The sequence below is a fragment of the Achromobacter sp. GQ309 genome (genome assembly GCF_059759315.1).
Genome location: NZ_JCAXDP010000012.1, coordinates 106,487 through 126,134, shown reverse-complemented (window position 1 = coordinate 126,134; position 19,648 = coordinate 106,487). Strand labels below are relative to the sequence as shown.

At 64.7% G+C, this 19,648-nt stretch carries 15 protein-coding genes and 1 pseudogene; 9 read left to right on the top strand and 7 right to left on the bottom strand.

Features of this window, described 5'->3' with window-relative positions:
- The first annotated feature begins 265 nt into the window (after positions 1–265).
- From AC6CIE_RS27460 to cynS, 6 genes are all read left to right on the top strand, one after another.
- Positions 266–1,408 (top strand): sensor histidine kinase, encoded by a 1,143-nt coding sequence (locus AC6CIE_RS27460; protein ID WP_175124389.1) that lies wholly within the window; start codon positions 266–268, stop codon positions 1,406–1,408.
- Between the two features lie 13 nt (positions 1,409–1,421).
- Positions 1,422–2,060, top strand: a complete 639-nt coding sequence (locus AC6CIE_RS27455; RefSeq protein WP_056563872.1) for a response regulator — start codon at positions 1,422–1,424, stop codon at positions 2,058–2,060.
- Between the two features lie 132 nt (positions 2,061–2,192).
- Positions 2,193–3,554, top strand: a complete 1,362-nt coding sequence (locus AC6CIE_RS27450) for a CmpA/NrtA family ABC transporter substrate-binding protein (protein WP_498094913.1) — start codon at positions 2,193–2,195, stop codon at positions 3,552–3,554.
- Entirely contained in the window at positions 3,554–4,396 is an 843-nt protein-coding gene (gene ntrB / locus AC6CIE_RS27445) for a nitrate ABC transporter permease (protein ID WP_498094911.1), read from the top strand. The genes AC6CIE_RS27450 and ntrB overlap by 1 nt, the downstream gene beginning before the upstream one ends.
- A gap of 5 nt (positions 4,397–4,401) precedes the next feature.
- Complete coding sequence (locus tag AC6CIE_RS27440; RefSeq protein ID WP_175185754.1) at positions 4,402–5,196, top strand: ABC transporter ATP-binding protein; 795 nt, start codon at positions 4,402–4,404, stop codon at positions 5,194–5,196.
- Between the two features lie 9 nt (positions 5,197–5,205).
- Positions 5,206–5,649: a cyanase gene (cynS, locus tag AC6CIE_RS27435; protein ID WP_056324548.1), complete on the top strand. Its 444-nt coding sequence runs from the start codon at positions 5,206–5,208 to the stop codon at positions 5,647–5,649.
- 32 nt (positions 5,650–5,681) lie between these two features.
- On the opposite strand, the gene pdxK is transcribed toward cynS, so the two are convergent.
- The 6 genes from pdxK to AC6CIE_RS27405 all read right to left on the bottom strand — a co-directional run bounded on the left by pdxK (position 5,682) and on the right by AC6CIE_RS27405 (position 10,049).
- Positions 5,682–6,545, bottom strand: a complete 864-nt coding sequence (gene pdxK / locus AC6CIE_RS27430; RefSeq protein WP_498094909.1) for a pyridoxine/pyridoxal/pyridoxamine kinase — start codon at positions 6,543–6,545, stop codon at positions 5,682–5,684.
- Positions 6,546–6,576: 31 nt separating this feature from the next.
- On the bottom strand, positions 6,577–6,942 hold the full coding sequence (locus tag AC6CIE_RS27425) for a cupin domain-containing protein (RefSeq protein ID WP_175185756.1): 366 nt from the start codon (positions 6,940–6,942) through the stop codon (positions 6,577–6,579).
- A 45-nt stretch (positions 6,943–6,987) separates the two neighbouring features.
- The gene (locus AC6CIE_RS27420; protein ID WP_056563890.1) at positions 6,988–7,542 is read right to left on the bottom strand and encodes a helix-turn-helix domain-containing protein; all 555 of its coding nucleotides are present in this window, start codon (positions 7,540–7,542) and stop codon (positions 6,988–6,990) included.
- Positions 7,543–7,620: 78 nt separating this feature from the next.
- Positions 7,621–8,403 carry an aldolase gene (locus tag AC6CIE_RS27415; protein ID WP_105239914.1) on the bottom strand — a complete coding sequence of 261 codons (783 nt, stop codon included), beginning with the start codon at positions 8,401–8,403 and terminating at the stop codon, positions 7,621–7,623.
- Positions 8,404–8,413: 10 nt separating this feature from the next.
- On the bottom strand, positions 8,414–9,058 hold the full coding sequence (locus AC6CIE_RS27410) for a glutathione S-transferase family protein (protein WP_498094907.1): 645 nt from the start codon (positions 9,056–9,058) through the stop codon (positions 8,414–8,416).
- Positions 9,059–9,086: 28 nt separating this feature from the next.
- The gene (locus AC6CIE_RS27405) at positions 9,087–10,049 is read right to left on the bottom strand and encodes a Bug family tripartite tricarboxylate transporter substrate binding protein (RefSeq protein WP_498094905.1); all 963 of its coding nucleotides are present in this window, start codon (positions 10,047–10,049) and stop codon (positions 9,087–9,089) included.
- Between the two features lie 250 nt (positions 10,050–10,299).
- Between AC6CIE_RS27405 and AC6CIE_RS27400 the strand changes: the two are divergent.
- From AC6CIE_RS27400 to AC6CIE_RS27390, 3 genes and pseudogenes are all read left to right on the top strand, one after another.
- Positions 10,300–10,386 (top strand): annotated as a pseudogene (locus AC6CIE_RS27400) (ESPR domain-containing protein); the annotation flags it as partial.
- A 21-nt stretch (positions 10,387–10,407) separates the two neighbouring features.
- The gene (locus AC6CIE_RS27395) at positions 10,408–17,001 is read left to right on the top strand and encodes an autotransporter domain-containing protein (RefSeq protein WP_498094919.1); all 6,594 of its coding nucleotides are present in this window, start codon (positions 10,408–10,410) and stop codon (positions 16,999–17,001) included.
- 289 nt (positions 17,002–17,290) lie between these two features.
- Positions 17,291–18,124, top strand: coding sequence for a PhzF family phenazine biosynthesis protein (locus tag AC6CIE_RS27390; RefSeq protein ID WP_498094903.1), 834 nt, complete (start codon positions 17,291–17,293; stop codon positions 18,122–18,124).
- 58 nt (positions 18,125–18,182) lie between these two features.
- Here the strand turns inward: AC6CIE_RS27390 and AC6CIE_RS27385 are convergent, their stop codons facing one another.
- Positions 18,183–19,412 (bottom strand): MFS transporter, encoded by a 1,230-nt coding sequence (locus AC6CIE_RS27385; protein WP_498094901.1) that lies wholly within the window; start codon positions 19,410–19,412, stop codon positions 18,183–18,185.
- Positions 19,413–19,648: the final 236 nt, after the last annotated feature.

Genomic DNA, 19,648 nt, shown 5'->3' with positions numbered 1-19,648 from the left:
CAAGAACCCGCACCGAAGCCGCACCGAGCGCCTCAAGAACCCGCACCGAAGCCGCACCGAGCGCCTCAAGAACCCGCACCAACCACAAACCGGTCGTCGAAAGAACCATTCCCCACGCCGACAGATTCAAAGAAGGGATTTCCCTCACTCCCCCCGCAACTCCCACCCACTCCCGTAAACTCCGCGCAAAAGCGCAACCAAAAACCCGCGCACCAAGGGGATCCGGGGCAACCCCCCGGCAGATTCAACAAGCACCAGGCCATTCATGTTCGCCGACCTGAAGCACCTCTCGCACCACGCCGCCTGGCGCCGTCAGCTTGAAATGCTGCTGGAATCCGCCGGCGAAGGCATCTACGGCATCGACCTGCGCGGCAGATGCATCTTCATCAACAGCGCCGGCGCCGACATGCTCGGCTACACCCCCGATGAGCTCGTCGGCCGCAACATGCACTACCTCATCCACCACTCCCACGCCGACCGCACCCTCATGCCGGTCCACGACTGCCGCATCTTCAAAGCCTTCCGCGACGGCCGAGGCGAACGCGCCGACGACGAAGTGCTCTGGCGCCGCGATGGCACGTGCTTCGACGCTCAATACGCCTCGTACCCCATCCGCAACGACCACGACGTCGTAGGCGCCGTCGTCACCTTCTCCGACATCACCGCCCGCAAAGGCATCGAACGTGAGCTTCAAAACACCCAGGCCCTGCTAGAACGCCGCGTCGGCGAACGCACCGCCGAACTCAGCGCCGCCCACGAATCCCTGCGCCGCCTGTCTTCCCACCTGAGCACCCTGCGCGAAGAAGAACGCGCCCACATCGCCCGCAACATCCACGACGACCTCGGCGCCTCCTTCACCGCCCTGCAACTGGATTTAAACTGGCTGCGCCGCCAGCTAAGCGCCACCCCCGCCCTGCAGACGCACCTCGACCGCATGCTCGAAGTCACCCAGACCGCCATGGGCGCCACCCGCCGCATCCTCAACGACCTGCGCCCCGTCGTCCTTGACCATCTTGGCCTCTGGGCCGCCCTCGAAGCCCTGCTGCAAGACCTGCAAACCCGCAGCGGCCTCCAATGCCGTTACCTCTGCCCCCCCGACACCGAAAGCCTGCGCCTCGACCGCAACGCTGAAATCGCCATCTACCGCATCGTCCAGGAACTGCTCACCAACGTGCAGCGGCACGCCCGCGCACGCAGCGTCAGCGTCAGCGCCGCCTGGGGCGCCGACGGCCTTGTCCTCACCGTCGAAGACGACGGCGTCGGCATGCAGTTGCCCGAAGACCGCCACACCTTCGGCATCCTGGGCATGCGCGAGCGCGCCCGCGCCATCGGCGGCGACCTTGCGCTCGACAGCGCCCCCGGCGCCGGCATGCGCGCCCGCCTGCGCCTGAACCCGCTGGCCGCATGAAGGACACCCTGCCATGCCCCTGAACCTGCTCATCGTCGACGACCACCTCATCATCCGCCGAGGTCTCGCCCGCATCCTTGAAGAAGACCCGCGCGTCGCCCTCGTGCATGAAGCCGCCGACGGCCCCGCCGCCCTGCGCGCCCTGCGCCAGGCGCATTACGACGCCATCGTCCTGGACGTCGCCCTCGGCGAACGCGACGGCCTGGACGTGTTGAAAAGCGTGCGCGCCGACCACCCCGGACTCGGCGTAGTCATGCTGTCCGTCTACCCCGAATCCCAGTTTGCGGTCCGCGCCCTGCGCGCCGGCGCGCACGCCTACCTCAACAAGGGTTGCGAACCCGAAGAACTGCTGGCCGCGCTGACCAACGCCGCCGCCGGCAAGATGTACGTCACGCCCACCGTCGCCGAACTGCTTGCCCACACCGTGCGCCAGGACAGCTCCCGCCCCCCGCACGAACTCCTGTCCAACCGCGAATTCCAGGTCCTGCAACTGCTCGTTGCCGGCCGCTCCGTTTCGGCCATCGGGGAACAGCTGGCGCTGTCCGTCAACACCATCTCCACCTACCGCAGCCGCATCTTCGAAAAGCTCAACGTCCGCACCCTGGTGGAACTGGTCTCCTACGCCAACACGCACCAGTTGGGTGCGATCTGAGCGCGCACGCACTACCGCGGCGCACCGCGCGCACCACGTAGTAAGTCCCCTACACGCGTATCGTTGAACCGGCGATACCGGCTGCCGCCACGCAGCCCCATGATGGCTCCATTCCCGATCGAAGGAGCCACCATGTCCCTCTTCAGCAATCCGTTCGACGCCAACAGCCGCCTTGCCTGCGGCTGCGGCCGCCACGCCTCGCAGGCCGAACACGAACGCGCCGCGCAAGCCGGTCTGACTGGCGACACCGCCGCCAGCGCCGTCGAGCAGGCCGTCATGCGCGCCCTGTTCCCGCAGGATGCGCTGCGCCGGCGCTTCCTGCGCGCCGTCGGCAGCGGCACCGCCATGGCAGCCATTGCGTCGATCTTTCCGCTGGCCGCCGCCAAGGAAGCCTTCGCGCAGACCGCCGGCCCGCTGGAGAAGCAGAAACTCAAGGTCGGCTTCATCCCCATCACCTGCGCCACGCCCATCATCATGGCGCACCCCATGGGCTTCTACGGCAAGCAGGGCCTGGACGTCGAAGTCGTCAAGACCGCCGGCTGGGCGCTCATTCGCGACAAAGCCATGTCCGGCGAATACGACGCCGCGCACATGCTGTCGCCCATGCCGCTCGCCATCTCCATGGGTGTCGGCGCCAGCCGCGCTGTGCCGTGGACCATGCCCGCCGTCGAAAACATCAACGGCCAGGCCATCACGCTGTCCATGAAGCACAAGGACCGGCGCGACCCGAAGGACTGGAAAGGCTTCAAGTTCGCCGTCCCCTTCGACTACTCCATGCACAACTACCTGTTGCGCTACTACCTGGCTGAACACGGCCTGGATCCCGACACCGACGTGCAGATCCGTTCCGTGCCGCCGCCCGAAATGGTGGCCAACCTGCGCGCCGACAACATCGACGGCTTCCTGGCGCCCGATCCCGTCAACCAGCGCGCCGTGTACGACGGCGTCGGCTTCATCCACACCCTGTCCAAGGCCATCTGGGACGGCCACCCCTGCTGCGCGTTCTCCGCCAGCAAGGAGTTCGTCACCACCATGCCCAACACCTATCAGGCCCTGCTGAAAGCCATCATCGAGGCCACCGCCTACGCCCGCAATCCCGCGAACCGCAAAGAAATCGCCACCGCCATCGCCGCCCCCAACTACCTGAACCAGCCCGTCACGGTGGTCGAACAGGTGCTGACCGGCACCTACGCCGACGGCCTGGGCAAGGTGATCACCGATCCCAACCGCATCGACTTCGATCCCATGCCCTGGCAGTCGTTCGCCGTGTGGATCCTGACGCAGATGAAGCGCTGGGGCCAGGTCAAGGGTGACGTGGACTATCAGAAGATCGCCAGCGACGTCTTCCTGGCCACCGACGCCGTGCACCTGATGCGCGAAGCCGGACTGACCCCGCCCGCGGAAACCGGCAAGACCTTCAGCGTCATGGGCAAGCCCTTCGATCCCAGCCAGCCCGAGGCCTACCTCGCCAGCTTCAAGATCCGGAGGACCTGATGGGGTCCGTGCAACACTGGCGGGCCACGTTCCTGTCCATCGCCCTGTTCCTGGCGTTTCTGCTGCTGTGGCACGCCACCACCCGCCCCGATTCGGGCGAGGCAACGGTGGATCCGGCCTACGCCGCACTGGTCGGCAATGCCGCCGCCAGCGGGTCCAAGACGCCGTTTCCCGGTCCTGCCGAGGTCGGCGCGCAGTTGTGGCAGCACCTGAAGGACCCGTTCTATGACCGCGGGCCGAACGACAAGGGGATCGGCATCCAGCTGGGTTACTCCGTCGCGCGGGTGCTGACTGGCTTCGGCCTGGCCGCGCTGGTCGCGATCCCACTGGGATTCCTGATCGGCATGTCCCGGACGGTGTACCGCGCGTTCGACCCCTTCATCCAGGTGCTCAAGCCGATCTCGCCATTGGCGTGGATGCCGCTGGCGCTCTACACGATCAAGGACGCCAACACCTCCGCCGTCTTCGTGATCTTCATCTGCTCGCTATGGCCCATGCTGGTGAACACGGCGTTTGGCGTAGGCGCCGTGCGGCAGGACTGGTTGAACGTGGCGCGCACGCTGGAAGTGTCGCGGCTGCGCACGGCGCTGCAGGTCATCCTGCCCGCCGCGGCGCCCACCATCATGACCGGCATGCGCATCTCGGTCGGCATCGCATGGCTGGTGATCGTCGCTGCCGAAATGCTGATCGGCGGCACGGGCATCGGCTACTTCGTCTGGAACGAGTGGAACAACCTGTCCATCTCCAACATCATCTGCGCGATCTTCTTCATCGGGCTGATCGGCATGCTGCTGGACAACCTGCTGGCGCGCGCCGCCCGGCTGGTGAGCTATCGGGAGTAACGCGCATGAGCCAATCTTTCCTGCAGGTCCAAGGGCTGGGCAAGCGCTACCCCGGACGCGATGGCCGTCCGCAGCCGCCCGTGTTCGAGAACATCGATTTCCAGATCGACAAGGGCCAGTTCGTCTGCGTCATCGGCCACTCCGGCTGCGGCAAGACCACCATCCTGAACGTGCTGGCCGGTATCGACGACAGCAACGAAGGCATCGTCATCATGGACGGCCGCGAGGTCGCGGGGCCGTCGCTTGAACGCGGCGTCGTGTTCCAGGCGCACGCGCTGCTGCCGTGGCTGACGGCGCTGCAGAACGTGGAATTCGGCGTTCGATCGCGCTGGCCGGCCTACAACCGCGAACAGGTCCGCGTGCACAGCCAGCGTTACCTCGACATGGTTGGCCTCGGTCACGCCGCCGGCAAGAAGCCCTGCGAACTTTCCGGCGGCATGAAGCAGCGCGTCGGCATCGCCCGCGCGTTTGCCATCCAGCCCAAGATGCTGCTGCTGGACGAACCCTTTGGCGCCCTCGACGCGCTGACGCGCGGCGCCATCCAGGACGAGTTGCGCGCGATCGTCCAGGAAACCCGCCAGACCGTTTTCATGATTACGCACGACGTAGACGAAGCCATCCTGCTGTCCGACCGCATACTGCTCATGAGCGCGGGTCCGTACGCCCGCATCGCCGAATCCGTCACCGTGGACCTGCCGCGCGACCGCACGCGCGCCAGCCTGCATCACGAACCCCGCTATTACGACATCCGCAACCATCTCGTCGACTTCCTGGTCGACAAGGCCCATCACAAGGAGTGAACCATCATGATGTCCCGCGCTGAAGTCACCGAACTCGTCGTCACCCGCAAGCTGGAAAAAAAACTGTCATGGGGCGCCATCGCCGAAGCCGTCGGCCAGAGCAAGGAATGGACCACCGCCGCGCTGCTGGGCCAGATGACCATGACCGAAGAGCAGGCGCAGGCCGCCGCCCGAGTACTGGATCTGCCTGCAGACGCCGTCGTGCAGTTGCAGGTCGTGCCCTACAAGGGCTCGCTGCCCAGCACCGTGCCCACCGACCCGCTGATCTACCGCTTCTATGAACTGATCAACGTCTACGGCACCACGTTCAAGGCGCTGATCAATGAAGAGTTTGGCGACGGCATCATGAGCGCCATCGACTTCAAGATGGATCTGTCGCGCGAAGCCGACCCCAAGGGTGACCGGGTGCAGATCGTGATGAGCGGCAAGTTCCTGCCGTACAAGACGTACTGAAGCGGGCAAGGCGGGACAAGGCCCGCCTGTCGCTAGCCTTCGGCGGCCAGTTCTTCCCAGCCCAGTTCGCGGGTGCGCTCCAGCGTCACCGTGACCTGGGCCGCCGCTTCGCGCACCGCCTCGATGAGGTCCAGCCCGTTCAGCAGCCGCGACGCGACGCCCGCCATGAACACGTCGCCCGTACCATGCACCGACGGCGGAATGGCGATCTCCGGATGCGTGACCACCGTGGCGTCATCCCGCGTCACGGCCACCAGTTGCAGTGTGCCGGGCGCGGCGGCCATCGGCGCGGCGCTGGTCACGACGATCCAGGTCGGCCCGCGTGCCATGAGTTCGCGCGCCGCGGCCACCACCTCGTCCACCGACGACAGCGCCCGGCCAACCAGCAATTCCAGCTCGAAATGATTGGGCGTCATGCCCTCGGCCAACGGCACCAGCAGATCGCGGTATTGCGCGACCAGCCCTTCATTGACGTAGAGCCCGTCGTTGCGGTCACCCATGACCGGATCGATGAATACGCGCAGCTCCGGACGCGACGCGCGCACGTCCGTCAGCCATTGCGCCAGCAGGTTCGCCTGACCCGGCTGCCCCAGATACCCGCAGACCACCGCGCGCGCCACCTGGCTCACGCGCCGTTCGTTCAACCCCTGCAGCAAGCCTTCGAACCAGTCCAGCGGCACGGCCCCGCCATGCAGCGTGAGATAGTGCGGCGTATTGCTCAGGATGACGGTGGGCAGTGCAATCGCGCGCAGCCCCGCCTTGCGGAACACCGGCATCGCGGCGTTGTTGCCGACATAGCCGTAGACAACCTGGGACTGGATCGAGACGACGTCCACCTGCGCGGTGCGGGCGGGCAGCGCTGCGCCCGGCGCGGGGGCAGCGGGAATTGCGGTCATGAGGATGGCTCCTGGGTACAGGCCGACAGCTTCAGGCCATGCGGGTAATGAAATAGATTTTCTTGACGAACTCGTCCACTTCCCAGCGGCCGGTGTAGCCCTCAGGCATGACGAAGGCCTCGCCCACCGTCAGCTCATGCACCGTGCCGTCCGGGTCCACCAGGCGTGCCGCGCCTTCGACGATGTAGCCGAACTCGATGTAGCCGGTGGTGTTGGACTGGAACGATCCGGCCGTGCTTTCCCACACACCGGCTTCCGCCTTGCCGGCGTTGCCTTCAAACGCGGTCACGGTACGGAAGGCGGCATCGCCCGAGATCGGACGGCGCGGCTTGCCGGGCACGGGATTCTTCATCGGGCCGGCATCGATGCGGACGAGCCGCGATTGATCGTTCTTCATGGTTATTCCTGTGTCATTCATGGATTCGATACGCCGCCCGCGCGCTCAGTGCGCCGCCACCACGAGCACTTCGGCCATCGCACGGCTGACAGTGCGCATGCGATGCGGCAGTTCGGAGTCGAAATAGACGGAGTCGCCGGTTTCCAGGCGGAACTGGCGTTCGCCCACGTGGACTTCGATGGCGCCTTTGAGCACCAGCAGGAATTCCTCGCCCGGGTGGGGGAATACGGCCGCGGCGTCCGGAAATTCGCGCGGCGGATGGACGACGAAAGGCTCCATCGCCTTGACCTTGCGGCGGCCAGCCAGCGACTCGTAATGATATTCGCTGCCCAGGCCGCGGCGTTGCAGGGCCTCGCGGTCGGCAACCCGGACCACGCTGACCACTTCATCCTGCGCGGCGTCGTCCGCGCCCACCAGTTGCGACACGCCCACGCCATAGGCCTCTGCCAGGCGCAGGACCGTCGAGATCGAGGGCTCGCTCAGGCCCCGCTCCAGCTTCGAGAGGTAGCTCTTGGTCAATCCCGTGCGCTGCGCAAGCTGTTCCAGGGACAGGCTTTGCTGGCGGCGCAAGGTGCGTAGGCGGTGCGGCAGGTCGATCATGGGGCGGAAAGGCGCAAATACAACCGGCAAGAATGCCCCAAAAGGGCGTCGCCGTCGAGCGGCCCCGCCCCGCCCTCGTCAGCTCAGCACGTCGGCGTGCGTCCGCAGCGCCCGGCGCGCGTAATACGAGAACCCCACCTGCGACCGCTTGGGCGTCAGGATCCAGTCGTGCGCCTCGTGCCCCAGTTCGGGCGGAATCGGCTGGATCTTGCCGGCGGCCATGGCCAGCAGCTGCATGCGCGCCGCGCGCTCGAACTGCAGCGCCAGCACGCAGGCCTCTTCTACCGTCCCGGCGGCGATCAGCATGCCGTGGTGCGACAGCAGGATGGCGCGCTTGTCGCCCAGCGCCTTGGAAATGATCACGCCTTCCTCGTTGCCCACCGGCACGCCGGGCCAGTCCTTCAGAAAGGCCACGTCGCCGTAAAGCGGACAGTTGTCCATGTGCGAGACCTCCAGCGGGACCTCCAGCATCGACAGCGACGCCACATGCAGCGGGTGCGTGTGGATGATGCAGTTGACGTCAGGACGCGCGCGGTAGATCCACGAATGGAAGCGGTTCGCCGGATTCGGCATGCCGCCGCCTTCCTGGACCACGAGGTCTTCGTCGACCAGCAGCAGATTGCTGGCCGTGATCTCGTCAAAGCCCAGTCCTAAACGCTGCGTGAAGTACCGGTTGGGTTCTGGCGCGCGCGCGGTGATCTGGCCCGCCAGGCCCGAATCGTGCCCGCCGTCGAACAGGATGCGGCAGGTCAGCGCCAGCCGCTCGCGCAACGTCCATTGCGGGGTCTCGAACTGGCGCTGCATTTCCGCCTGCGCGCGCGCGATCAGTTCGTCTTTTCCCAAGTGCATCGTATCGGCCATCATGTCTCCGTCATGCCGTTTCGATCAACGGCGTAAATCCCGGCAATGCGCGCATGCGCGCCAGCCAGGCTGTAATGTGCGCAAAGCCGGACAGGTCATAACCGCCCTCTTCGGCCATGCTCGTGTAAGGGTACAGCGCGATATCCGCGATGGTCGGCGCCGTGCCCACCAGGTAGTCGCGGCCCGCCAGGTGAGCGTCCATCAGCGCGGCGGCCTTCATGCCGGTAACGCGCCACGCCACCATCTCCGGATCGTCTTTTTTTGCGGTCTGGCGCAGGTGGATCAAGAGCCGCGGCTGCGCGAAGGCGTGCATGTGCTGGGTCTGCTCGAAGCTCAGCCAACTCGACACCTGCGCTTGTGGCAGCCGGCCTTCGGGCAGCCAGGACGTCCCTTTTCCGAGATACCAGAGAATGGCTTGCGACTCCGCCAGCCATTGCCCCTCCGGCGTCAACAACGCGGGCACCTGCCGCCACGGATTGATGCGCGCGAACGCATCGGTTTCCAGGTCGCCTTGGACGATGTCGAACGTGCGCCGCTTGACCGGCAGGCCCATCAGCCCGCAGGCCAGCCGGATCTTCCAGGCGTTGCCCGATCGCAGCGTATCCGCCAGCTCCAGCGGCTTGCCCGCCAGCGGGTGAGTCACCCCATTGTTCATATAAGGCTCCCTTTCATATGCGCGTTGCCTAATCCATTTTGATATTGGCGCGCTTCACGATTTCGGCCCACTTGGTCTTTTCGCCGCCGATAAAGCGCTGGTATTCGTCGGGCGTGCCGGTGTAGAGCTGCGTGCCCTGCGCGGCCAGCTTTTCCTTCAGCTCGGGCGACGCGAGGGTCTTCTGCAGCGCCGCATTCAGTGCGGCCATAACCTCGGGCGGCGTGCCCGCCGGCGCAAAGAAGGCATTCCACGAACTGATCTGCAGGCCCGCATCGCCCGCCTCGGTGCTGGCCGGCACGGCCGGCGCGGACGGCAATCGCTTGTCAGAGGCCACAGCCAGCGCACGCAATTTGCCCGACGCCACGTGCGGCATGATGACCGGACTGGCGTCCATCACCACATCCACTTGCTCGCCGATCGCCGCATTCACGGCCTCGCTGCCGCTCTTGAACGGCACGTGGACAATGTCGACGCCCGCCGTCAGCTTCAGCAACTCCAACCCCAGATGCGGCGAACTCGCGTTGCCCGCCGAGCCGAAGTTCAGCTTGGCCGGATTGGCCTTGGCATATTTGACGAATTCGGCGAACGACGCCGCAGGCACCCCCGATCGCACGGCCAGCAGGTACGGCGATCCGGACACCATGCCCACCGGCGCAAACTTGTCCGCGTCGTAACTGAGCTTGCTGTAGATCAGCGGATTCACGACCTGCGTGCCCACCGTCCCCATGAAGATCGTGTAGCCATCGGCCGGCGCCGTGGCTGCCACCTGCGCCGCGATCACGCCACCCGCGCCGGGCCGGTTCTCGATCACGACCCCCTGCCCCAACTCGTCTCCCATTCCCTTGCCCACCTGCCGGGCAACGATATCCGTGATGCCGCCGGCGCCGAACGGCACCACTAACCGGATCGGGCGATCAGGAAACGCGGCCTGCGCGCCTCCGGACATAGCTGCTGTTGTCGCCAGTGCGGCCACCAAGCTCAAGACCTTCATGCCATTCCCCTTGTGTGCGCCGTCGTGGCGCTATGACACAAAGTGTCCTATAGATCATTGATTTTCCGCAAGAGGAATTTGATTAGGGAAATCCTGTTCAGAAAGCCGTCATCAAGCCCGGAAAGTCTCCGTTTTTCGTCGCTTACGGAGCGTTACTGTCCCTATAATTGAAACGTTACTAGGCGTTGCAAATAGCGCGAAATTTGGCCTTTATTTGACGATTTGTTGCAAAAAACAGAAATTAAACGACATGAACAAGACTTTCCGTTCGATTTGGAATCAGGCCTTGGGCGCCTGGGTGGCTGTCCCTGAAAACGCGCGTGCGCGCGGCAAGGGAGCGGCTGGTAGTGGCGCAGGCATGGAAGACGTTGAGGTTCGCGCCATCCCGCGCATCCGAGGGTTAAGTCTGGCGATCGCTGCGGCGTTCAGCGTACTGGTGGCTGTGCCCCTGTCGGCGCAGGCCGCTTGCGATCCATTTGTGGCGAATCAGACAACCAATTGCGCCGGCATCATCACCACCGGGATTACCACCCCGGTCAATAATCTGACGGTCAACGTGCTGGCTGGGGCCCTGGTCACGCCGGGCCTGGGTCAGACTACCGCGGTCAACCTGAACGGCAATAATGTGAGGTTCAGCAATGCCGGGGAAATCGATCCCTCGGGTCTCGGCCTGGTGTCCTTGTTGACCAGCGGCGTGACCATCGGCAATTCGAACAACAGCGTTGTCAACATCTCCAACAGCGGGACCATGCGTGGCACCGGCGATGTTCAATCCCCGACGAGCCCGGCCGTCACGGGTGTGGCGCTGGCGGTCCGCAACGGAGCCAGTGGGACAACTACCATCACCAACACCGGCAATATTGGCTCCAAGGGGCTATTGGGCCTGACGCTGAATGACGCCGATACGCCGGTTGTCGCCGTGTATGGTGGCTCCCGGGTCTTGATGACCAACACCCTGGGCGCCACAATCACCGGCCGCATCGCGTTTCAGGCGAACGCAACCGGCAATACCTTCACCAATGCAGGCTCCATCAACGGTAGCGTTTCGCTAGGCGCCGGCGGCGGCAATAACACCTTTGTTGCGGTGACTGGCTCATCGGTCTGGGGCCTTGGCGTTGCATCCGCAACGCCTATCCTTGGGCTCAACGTGAGTTATGCGCCGACTGGCCAGATCGACGGCGGCGGGGGCGGCAGCAATCTGCTGAAACTCGAAAACAACACCAACTCCGGCACCGCTGGTTCTGGCGCGATTTCCAGCGCCAACTACACCAATTTCAGCCGTCTTGAGGTCAATAGCGGCACCTGGACGATGATGGGCCAGGTGCTGACCGGCTCCACCTCGACCGCGCTCAATGGCGGGGCGCTCAGCATCACCAACAGCGCTGCGTTTGGTGCCGGCGCCATCAGCGCCAATGGCGGCACGCTGAAGTCTTCGCTGGACGGTTTGACGGTTGCCAACACTATCTCGCTCGGAGACAACGGCCTGACCGTTGCGGGCACAGCCGATTTGACGCTGAGCGGTCCCATCTCGGGCAGCGGTTCCTTGATCAAGTCGGACACCAGCACGCTCACGCTGAATCAGAACAGCAACGCCTATACCGGCAAGACGGAACTGCAGGGCGGCACCCTGGCGTTCTATAACCTCGCTGCCCTAGGCAGCGGCAGCATCAAGGTCTCTGGTGTTAGTACGCTGAATCCACTGGCGCAAATGGAGATCGGCAAGGACATCGAGCTTGGTTCGTCGCTGGCAGTCAACAGCAGCGACGACCTGACGCTGTCGGGTGTGATCAGCGGTTCGCAGGGCCGTCTGGTCAAACAGAACAACAACACCTTGACGATCACTGGAAGCAATACCTTCGAGGGTGGCGTTACGTTGGATGGTGGCCAGCTGTCGGTGTCGCGTGACGCCAACCTGGGCGCGGCGCAAGGCGATTTGATTTTCAATGGCGGCAAGCTGGTCGCGACCGGCACGTTTGCCAGCAACCGGGCGGTCAGCCTGCTGCAGGCAGGCCAGATCGACGTGGCGGAAGCGACGGAAGTCAGCCTGGCAGGCCCGGTCACCGGCAATGCCGCACTGGAGAAGCTGGGCACCGGCGTTCTGGTCTTGAGCGGCAACAATAGCTATGGCGGCACGAATGTGCTGGCCGGCAAGCTGGTCGGCAGCAGCGCGTCGATCCGGGGCGATCTGTACAACCAGGGCGCCGTGATCTTCAATCAGGAAGTCAATGGCACCTATAGCGGCGCGATTACCGGCACGGGCGCGATCGCCAAGATGGGCTCGTCCACCCTGACCCTGAGCGGTTCCAGCACGAACGACTGGACCATTGAAGCTGGCACCCTGCGCACCACCTCGGATGTCTACAAGGGCAACGCGCAGATCAACAGCCAGGGCATCCTGCGTTTCGAACAGGACACGGACGGCGCCTACGCCGGCCAGGTGTTCGGCAGCGGTTTGCTGGCCAAGGCCGGCAGTGGTCTGTTGACGCTGCAAGGCGATAACAGCGGCTTTATCGGCGGCACGGAGATCAAGGCCGGCACGCTGGTGGTGAACAACGCGCTGGGCGGCTCGGCCTCGGTGCTAGGCGGCAGTTTGTTGGTCAACGGCACGCTGGACGGCAATGTCGACGCCAGCAATGCGGGCCTGATCGGCGGCGGCGGCAATATCAACGGCAGCCTGACCCTCAACGGTGGTGTGCTTGCCGGCAAGCAGGGCCAGACCCTGACGGTCGGTCGAGATCTGACTCTGAGCCAGAACAGCCAGATCAACGTGGCGATGGGCGCCAACACCACGACCAACAGCCTGTTCAAGGTCGGTGGCGATCTGGCGCTGGCCGGCACCTTGAACGTGACCGATCTGGGCGGCTTCGGTGCAGGCGTTTACCGTCTGTTCGACTACACCGGCGCCCTGACCTCGAACACGCTGGCCTTGGGCTCGGTGCCCGGCGGCGTGTCCACCGACGATTTGCGCATTCAGACGGCTGTGGCTGGTCAGATCAACCTGGCCAATACCTCCGGCGCGCAACTGAGCTTCTGGGATGGCGGCAACACCGCGTTGCACGACAACAAATCCATCGACGGCGGCACGGGCACGTGGCGAGCCGATGGCCAGAACTGGACCAGCATCGACGCCACAGTCAACGGCAAGTATCAGCCCAACCCGACGTTTGCCGTGTTCCAAGGCGCGGCGGGGACGGTGACAGTGGATGCATCGGCGGGCGCCATTGGCGTGACCGGCATGCAATTGGCCAGCGATGGCTATCGCATCGAGGGTGATTCGATTGCTCTGGCGGGTGCGGGCGGCGAGACCATCATCCGCGTCGGTGCGGCCGCTCCCATCTTCGTGCGCGCCGTGCCTGACGCCAATGTCATCGGCACGATCGCGGCCGAACTGACCGGCGACAGCAAACTTGCCAAGACCGATACCGGCACGCTGGTGCTGGCAGGCAACAACAGCTATACCGGCGGCACTGAAATTCGTTCCGGCGTGCTGTCCATTTCCAAGGACAGCAATCTGGGCGCGGCTGCAGGTGGCCTGACGTTCAATGGCGGCAAGCTGTTGACGACAGGCAGCTTCGTCAGCGAACGCGCCATCACCTTGTCGCAAGCGGGGCAGATTGAGGTCGCGGCGGGTACGGAGCTGGGCCTGCAGGGCGCGATCGCCGGTAATGCGCTGCTGGAGAAGTCGGGCGCGGGCACGCTGGTGCTGACCGGCAACAACAGCTATGCCGGCACGAATGTGCTGGCTGGAACGCTGGCGGGCAATACGGCTTCCATTCAGGGGGATCTGTACAACACCGGCTCGGTCGTCTTCAACCAGAGCGTGGACGGCAACTTCAGCGGCGCGGTGACGGGTACGGGCATGATGGCCAAACGTGGCAGCGGTTCGCTGACCCTATCGGGCCAGAATGCGCTGGACTGGACTGTTGAAACGGGCACCTTGCTGGCCAATGCCGATGTCTTCAAGGGCAATGCCTCGATTGCGGCCGACGGCGCGCTGCGCTTCAAGCAAACGACCGATACGACCTACGGCGGTAAGCTCGCTGGCGCGGGCCTCTTCGCCAAGACCGGCAGCGGCATGCTGACGCTGAGCGCGGACAGCAGCGCGTTCACCGGCCTGTCTGAAGTCAAGGATGGCACCCTGGTGGTCGCCAGCAAGCTCGGCGGCTCGGCATCGGTTCTGGGTGGCCGTCTGCAAGTCGATGGCATCCTGAGTGGCAATGCCACGGGCAGCAATCTGGGCGTGGTCACCGGCACGGGCACCATCGGCGGCAACCTGACGCTGGCTGGCGGCGCGCTGGAAGGCAAACACGGCCAGACGCTCAGCGTCGGCGGCGCCTTGACCCTCAGCCAGGACAGCCAGGTCAATGTGGCGCTGGGCGGCACGTCGACGGCCACGCTGTTCAAGGTGGGCGGTGACCTGACGCTGGACGGCACGCTGAATGTCACCGACCAGGGCGGCTTTGGCGCGGGTGTCTACCGCCTCTTTGATTACGGCGGCACGCTGACCAACAACGGCCTGGCCGTGGGCAGCACGCCTGCCAGCGTGGCGGCCAGCGACCTGTATGTGCAGTCCGCCGTCAAAGGTCAGGTCAACCTGATCTCGACCGGCGGCGCGACCCTGAGCTTCTGGGACGGCGCCGACGGCAGCAAGCACGACAACGGCGTGGTCGATGGCGGCTCGGGCGTGTGGACCGCCAGCGGCCGCAACTGGACCGATGTCGACGGCGCCATCAATGGCAGCCTGCAACCGGCTCCGACCTTTGCCATCTTCCAAGGTACGGCGGGCACCGTCACGGTCAGCAATGCGGATGGCGAAGTTGCCGTGACCGGTATGCAACTGGCCAGCGACGGCTATCGCATCACGGGGGATTCGATTGCCCTGCAAGGCGCAGGCGGCGAAACCGTCATCCGCGTCGGCGCAGGCCAGATCTTTGCGCGCACTGTGAATGCCGATCCGGTTGTCACGGCGACTATCGACTCCAAGCTGACGGGCGCCAGCAAGCTGATCAAGACCGATACCGGCACGTTGGTGCTGACGGCCGACAACAGCTACACCGGCGGCACGGAAGTGCGTTCGGGCGTGCTTTCGGTGGCCAAGGACAGCAACCTGGGCAATGTGGACGGCAACCTGACCCTGAGCGGCGGCACGTTGGCCACGACAGGCAGCTTCGCCACCGATCGCAGCGTCGCGGTCACCGCGTCGAGCGGTCTCGAAGTGGCGGCCGATACGGCCTTCAACATCGCCAGCAAACTGACCGGTTCGGGCAATCTGACCAAGACGGGCGGCGGTGTCCTGAATCTGTCGGGCAATGGCAGCGCCTACTCGGGCACCGTTTCGGTACAGTCCGGCGGCTTGAACGTGGCGGCTGGCAGCGTGCTGGGCGGCGCCGTGAACGTCGCCAGCGGCTCGTGGCTGTCGGGTTCGGGCCAGGTCGGCACGACCACATTGCAGAGCGGCGCTGTGCTGACGCCGGGCGCAATCACAGGCCCCTTGAAGGTCGCCGGTGACCTGACCTTCTCGCCGGGTTCCATCTACGCCGTGTCGGCGGACCCCGCGTCGTCGCTCAGTTCGCGTGTGGATGTCACGGGCCTGGCCACGCTGGCCGGCTCCGTGGTCCACATCGGGCCGGAGGGCAACTTCGCGACCACGCGCCAGTACACCATCCTGACGGCCAACAGCGTCAACGGTACGTTTGACACCGTATCGTCCAACTACGCCTACCTCGACCCGACGTTGAGCTACACCGACAAGAACGTCACGCTGCAACTGGAGCGCAAGCAGGTCACGCCGAATACGCCGATCCGCTTTGAAGACGCGGCCAATACGTCGAACCAGCGTTCGGTGGCCAAAGCGCTGGACAGCCTGCCCTCGGGCAGCGCGCTGCATGAGTACATCCTGACCCTGCCCGAGGGCTTGCCGCCCGAGGTGTTCAACAGCCTGACCGGTGAGGCGCACGCCAGCGTGGTGTCCAACCTGCTGGGCGGCACCTCGTCGCCGCGCACCCTGCCGATGCAGCGTCTGCGCCTGAACCTGAATGCAGGCATGAGCCCGGGAGCGCCGACCGCACAAGCCGGCGGCCCGCTGCCGGCCTCGGCCCTGCCGTCGTCGAACGCACAGCCGGCCTGGGCCGAACTGGTGGGCAACTGGCAGACGCAGAAGGACAACGGCAACTCCGCACAAGTGCGTCAGCACACGGGCGGCGTGTTCATCGGCGCTGACCACGAAGTGGGCCACAGCGGCTGGCGTCTGGGTGGTGCTGTCGGCTACACCGACAGCAAGATCCGCGTCGATGACCGTTCCTCCCAGGCCGATGTGTCAGGCTACAGCGCCACCCTGTACGGCGGCAAGTCGTTCGCCGTCGGTGCCGGCAAGCTGAATTTCCTGGCCGGTGCTGCCTACACCTGGCATGACGTGAGCACCAAGCGTTATGCCAGCGTGGCCGGTGAGCAGGAAAAACTGATGGCCGATTACGGCGCGAATACCACCCAGCTCTTTACCGAACTGGGCTATTCGATGTCCTTGACCGACAGCACGCGTCTCGAGCCCTTCGTCGGCTTTGCCTGGAGCGATCTGCGCACGCGCGGATTCTCCGAGTCGGGCGGTTCGGCCGCCTTGAGCGGCCAGGGCAGCAGCGACAAGCAGACCAGCAGCACGCTGGGCCTGCGCACGCAGACCGACTTCAAGCTGGGCAGCGCCGAGGCGCGTCTGCACGCCATGGCCGGCTGGCGCCACGCTTTTGGCGGCCTGGCCTCAGTGAGCACCCTGGCCTTCGAAGGCAGCCAGTCCTTCACGGTGGCCGGCACGCCCATCGCCCGCAATGCCGCGCTGGCGGAGCTGGGCGCCGAAATGGCCATGTCGCGTGACACCACGCTGGCGCTGACCTACAACGGTCAGTACGGCGGCGGCAATCGGGAACATGCCGGCTCGCTGAACGTTCGCTGGCGTTATTGATGTATCAGCGTTGATGTATCAGCGGCCAAGGGCTTTGCCCTTGGCCGTTTTTTTTTGTGTTCAATCTACGCGAGGCCTGCCGTTTCAAGCGCAGGCACGCCGTGCCGCCCAAGCCTTGAGCCCCCATGCTGGTGCTGCCTGCGGCGGCGTTTGCTCAGCAAAGTCAACTTCAGCAATGCTCTGGCCTGGGCCTGGCCTGCACGTGAAACAGCCCGGCTGAACATCAGCGCTTTGCCTTATTCTTGCCCCCTATACACAATTGCCACACCGAGACGAAAGAGAAAACCTCATGCACATTCACCGGATCGCTGCATTCACCAACCAGGGCCAAGGCGGAAATCCCGCCGGCGTCGTTCTTGCGGATCAACTCCCCTCGCCCGACGAAATGCAAAGGGTGGCGGCCGAGGTCGGCTATTCGGAAACGGTCTTCTCTTGTCCAAACGGCGATGGTTCGTGGCGCACCCGGTACTACTCGCCTGAAGCCGAAGTCGCCTTCTGCGGGCATGCGACCATCGCGCTAGGCGCGGTGCTTGGGCAGACCGTGGGGCCGGCCCGGTATCCGCTGGCCCTGGCAAACGCCCGAATCGAAGTGTCGGCTGAAATCCAGGATGGCGAATGGGTAAGCGTGCTGCGCTCGCCGCCGACGCGCAGCGCACTCGCCAGCCCCGAGTTGTTAGCCGAGGCGCTCGAACTCTTCGGCTACGCAATGGACGACCTGGATCCCACGCTCGCGCCCTGCATGGCCAACGCGGGGATCGACCACTTGATTGTCCCGCTGGTTTCACGCGCCGCATTGGCGCGCATGAACTACGACCTCGACCAAGGACGGCACTTCATGCAAGCGCATCGCATCGGAACCATCGCGTTCGTGTTCAGCGAGAGCGATACCCTGTTCCACGCGCGCAACGCGTTTGCCATTGGCGGCGTGCTGGAAGACCCGGCAACCGGCGCAGCCGCCGCGGCTTTTGCCGGAATGCTGCGCGACCTGGGCCGGAAAGCCCATGGCGAAATCGTCATCCTGCAAGGCGAGGCTATGGGCATGCCCTGCCGCATCGAAGTGGCGTTCACGGGGGAGCCGGGATCCCCGGTGAATGTGCAAGGCAAGTCGTCTGCAATCGGCTAGGCGCGCGGGCCGACCGGTCGCGGGACGGATAAATCCGTCACCGCGTTCAGCACGATGTTCAAGAAGGCGCTGGGGAAGTACGCCCGTCCCGGGGCAAGAAAAACAGCACCAACAGCGAGCAAGCGCCGGCGCAAAGGAACGCGATATCGTACCTGCCGCTGAACGCCACCGTGGCCGCGAAAGCAGCGGGCGCCACGATGTTCACCAAACTGACCAATATCGAGGCTCCCGCAGCCGTTTCTGCGATCTGGTGGGCAGGCGAGCGGCGGGCGACCTCCGCAATCTGCACACCGTTCCAGCTTGCCGCAGAGCACCCGGCGACCAAGGCTAGAACCATGAGAGACCAGAGCGGCCATTGCGGGGTGGTAAATCCCAAGAGGATCGTCGTGGCTGCCGAGAACAGGGCAGCAATCGACAAACTTCCGGTGGCCGACCCCAAGCGGTCCGAAAGCCAACCCAACGCAATCCTGCCGACGACCCCTCCTACCTGCATCACGGCAAATACCGCTCCCGCCAGGCTCAATGAAAAGCCCAGCCGGTCCACCAGGTAAACCACCGTGAACGCGAACCAGCAGCTTTGGGATACGGCAAACAGGCTGCCCACAATCGACATCTTCAACAAGCCGCGATTGCTTCTCAGCGACGCCAACGGCACGCTGAGCATGCGTAACGAGTGCAGCGTAGGCACGATGGACGGCCGCCGCTTCTTCGCCGAGCCCTTCACATCCAGGATCCCGCTCAATCGCCAGGTCAGCGCGGTAGGCACCAAAACAATCACCGCACAGACAATGAGGGCCAGGCGCCACCCGACCAGGGCGATGACTACCGGAATACACAGCCCCGCGATCATTCCGCCCAGTGGCACACCCGCCTGCTTGACCGAGAACATGAGATTGCGCATCTCCGGCGGCGAGAATCTCTGCAGCACCTCACTTCCCGCCGGGTTCGCGGCCCCGTTGCTCATCCCCATGGCAAAGCAGGCCACCAGGGCCACGGCCATGCTCGGGTAATAGAAAAACGCCATGCTTGCCGTTCCCACAACCAGAGCCAGCTGCAAGCTGCGCGTTCCTCCAATTTGCCGAAGCATGGACGATCCGACAACGAGAATCATCAGGCCGCCTAGCGCGTTGCTCGCAGTCAGGTAGCCGATGGAACTCCCGCTCCATCCGAACTCTTCGGACATTGCAGTCGCAACGATCGGGATCAGGCGTGAAAGAAATGCGGAGACAGTCTGTAGCGTGAAAATCGCCACTACAGGCATGACCCACGCGGTAGAAGAGCTCTTCATGGCGGCAGGACTCAAAGGGGTGACGAGGGTGATCCCTCGTTGAAGCCAAGCGAAATGATACCGACTGCGGCCTGACTCGCTGCCGGCGACCTGGGCATCACCGCTGCGGAGCCGTCTCTAGCGGGGGATTCCGACCTGCCTCTCAGATGCCGCCCTGGCCCCGCCCTCCCGCGCCCCGGCGCGCCTTGCGCCGCACGCGCCACACCAGAAAACCCGTCACGCACAACAACGCCACT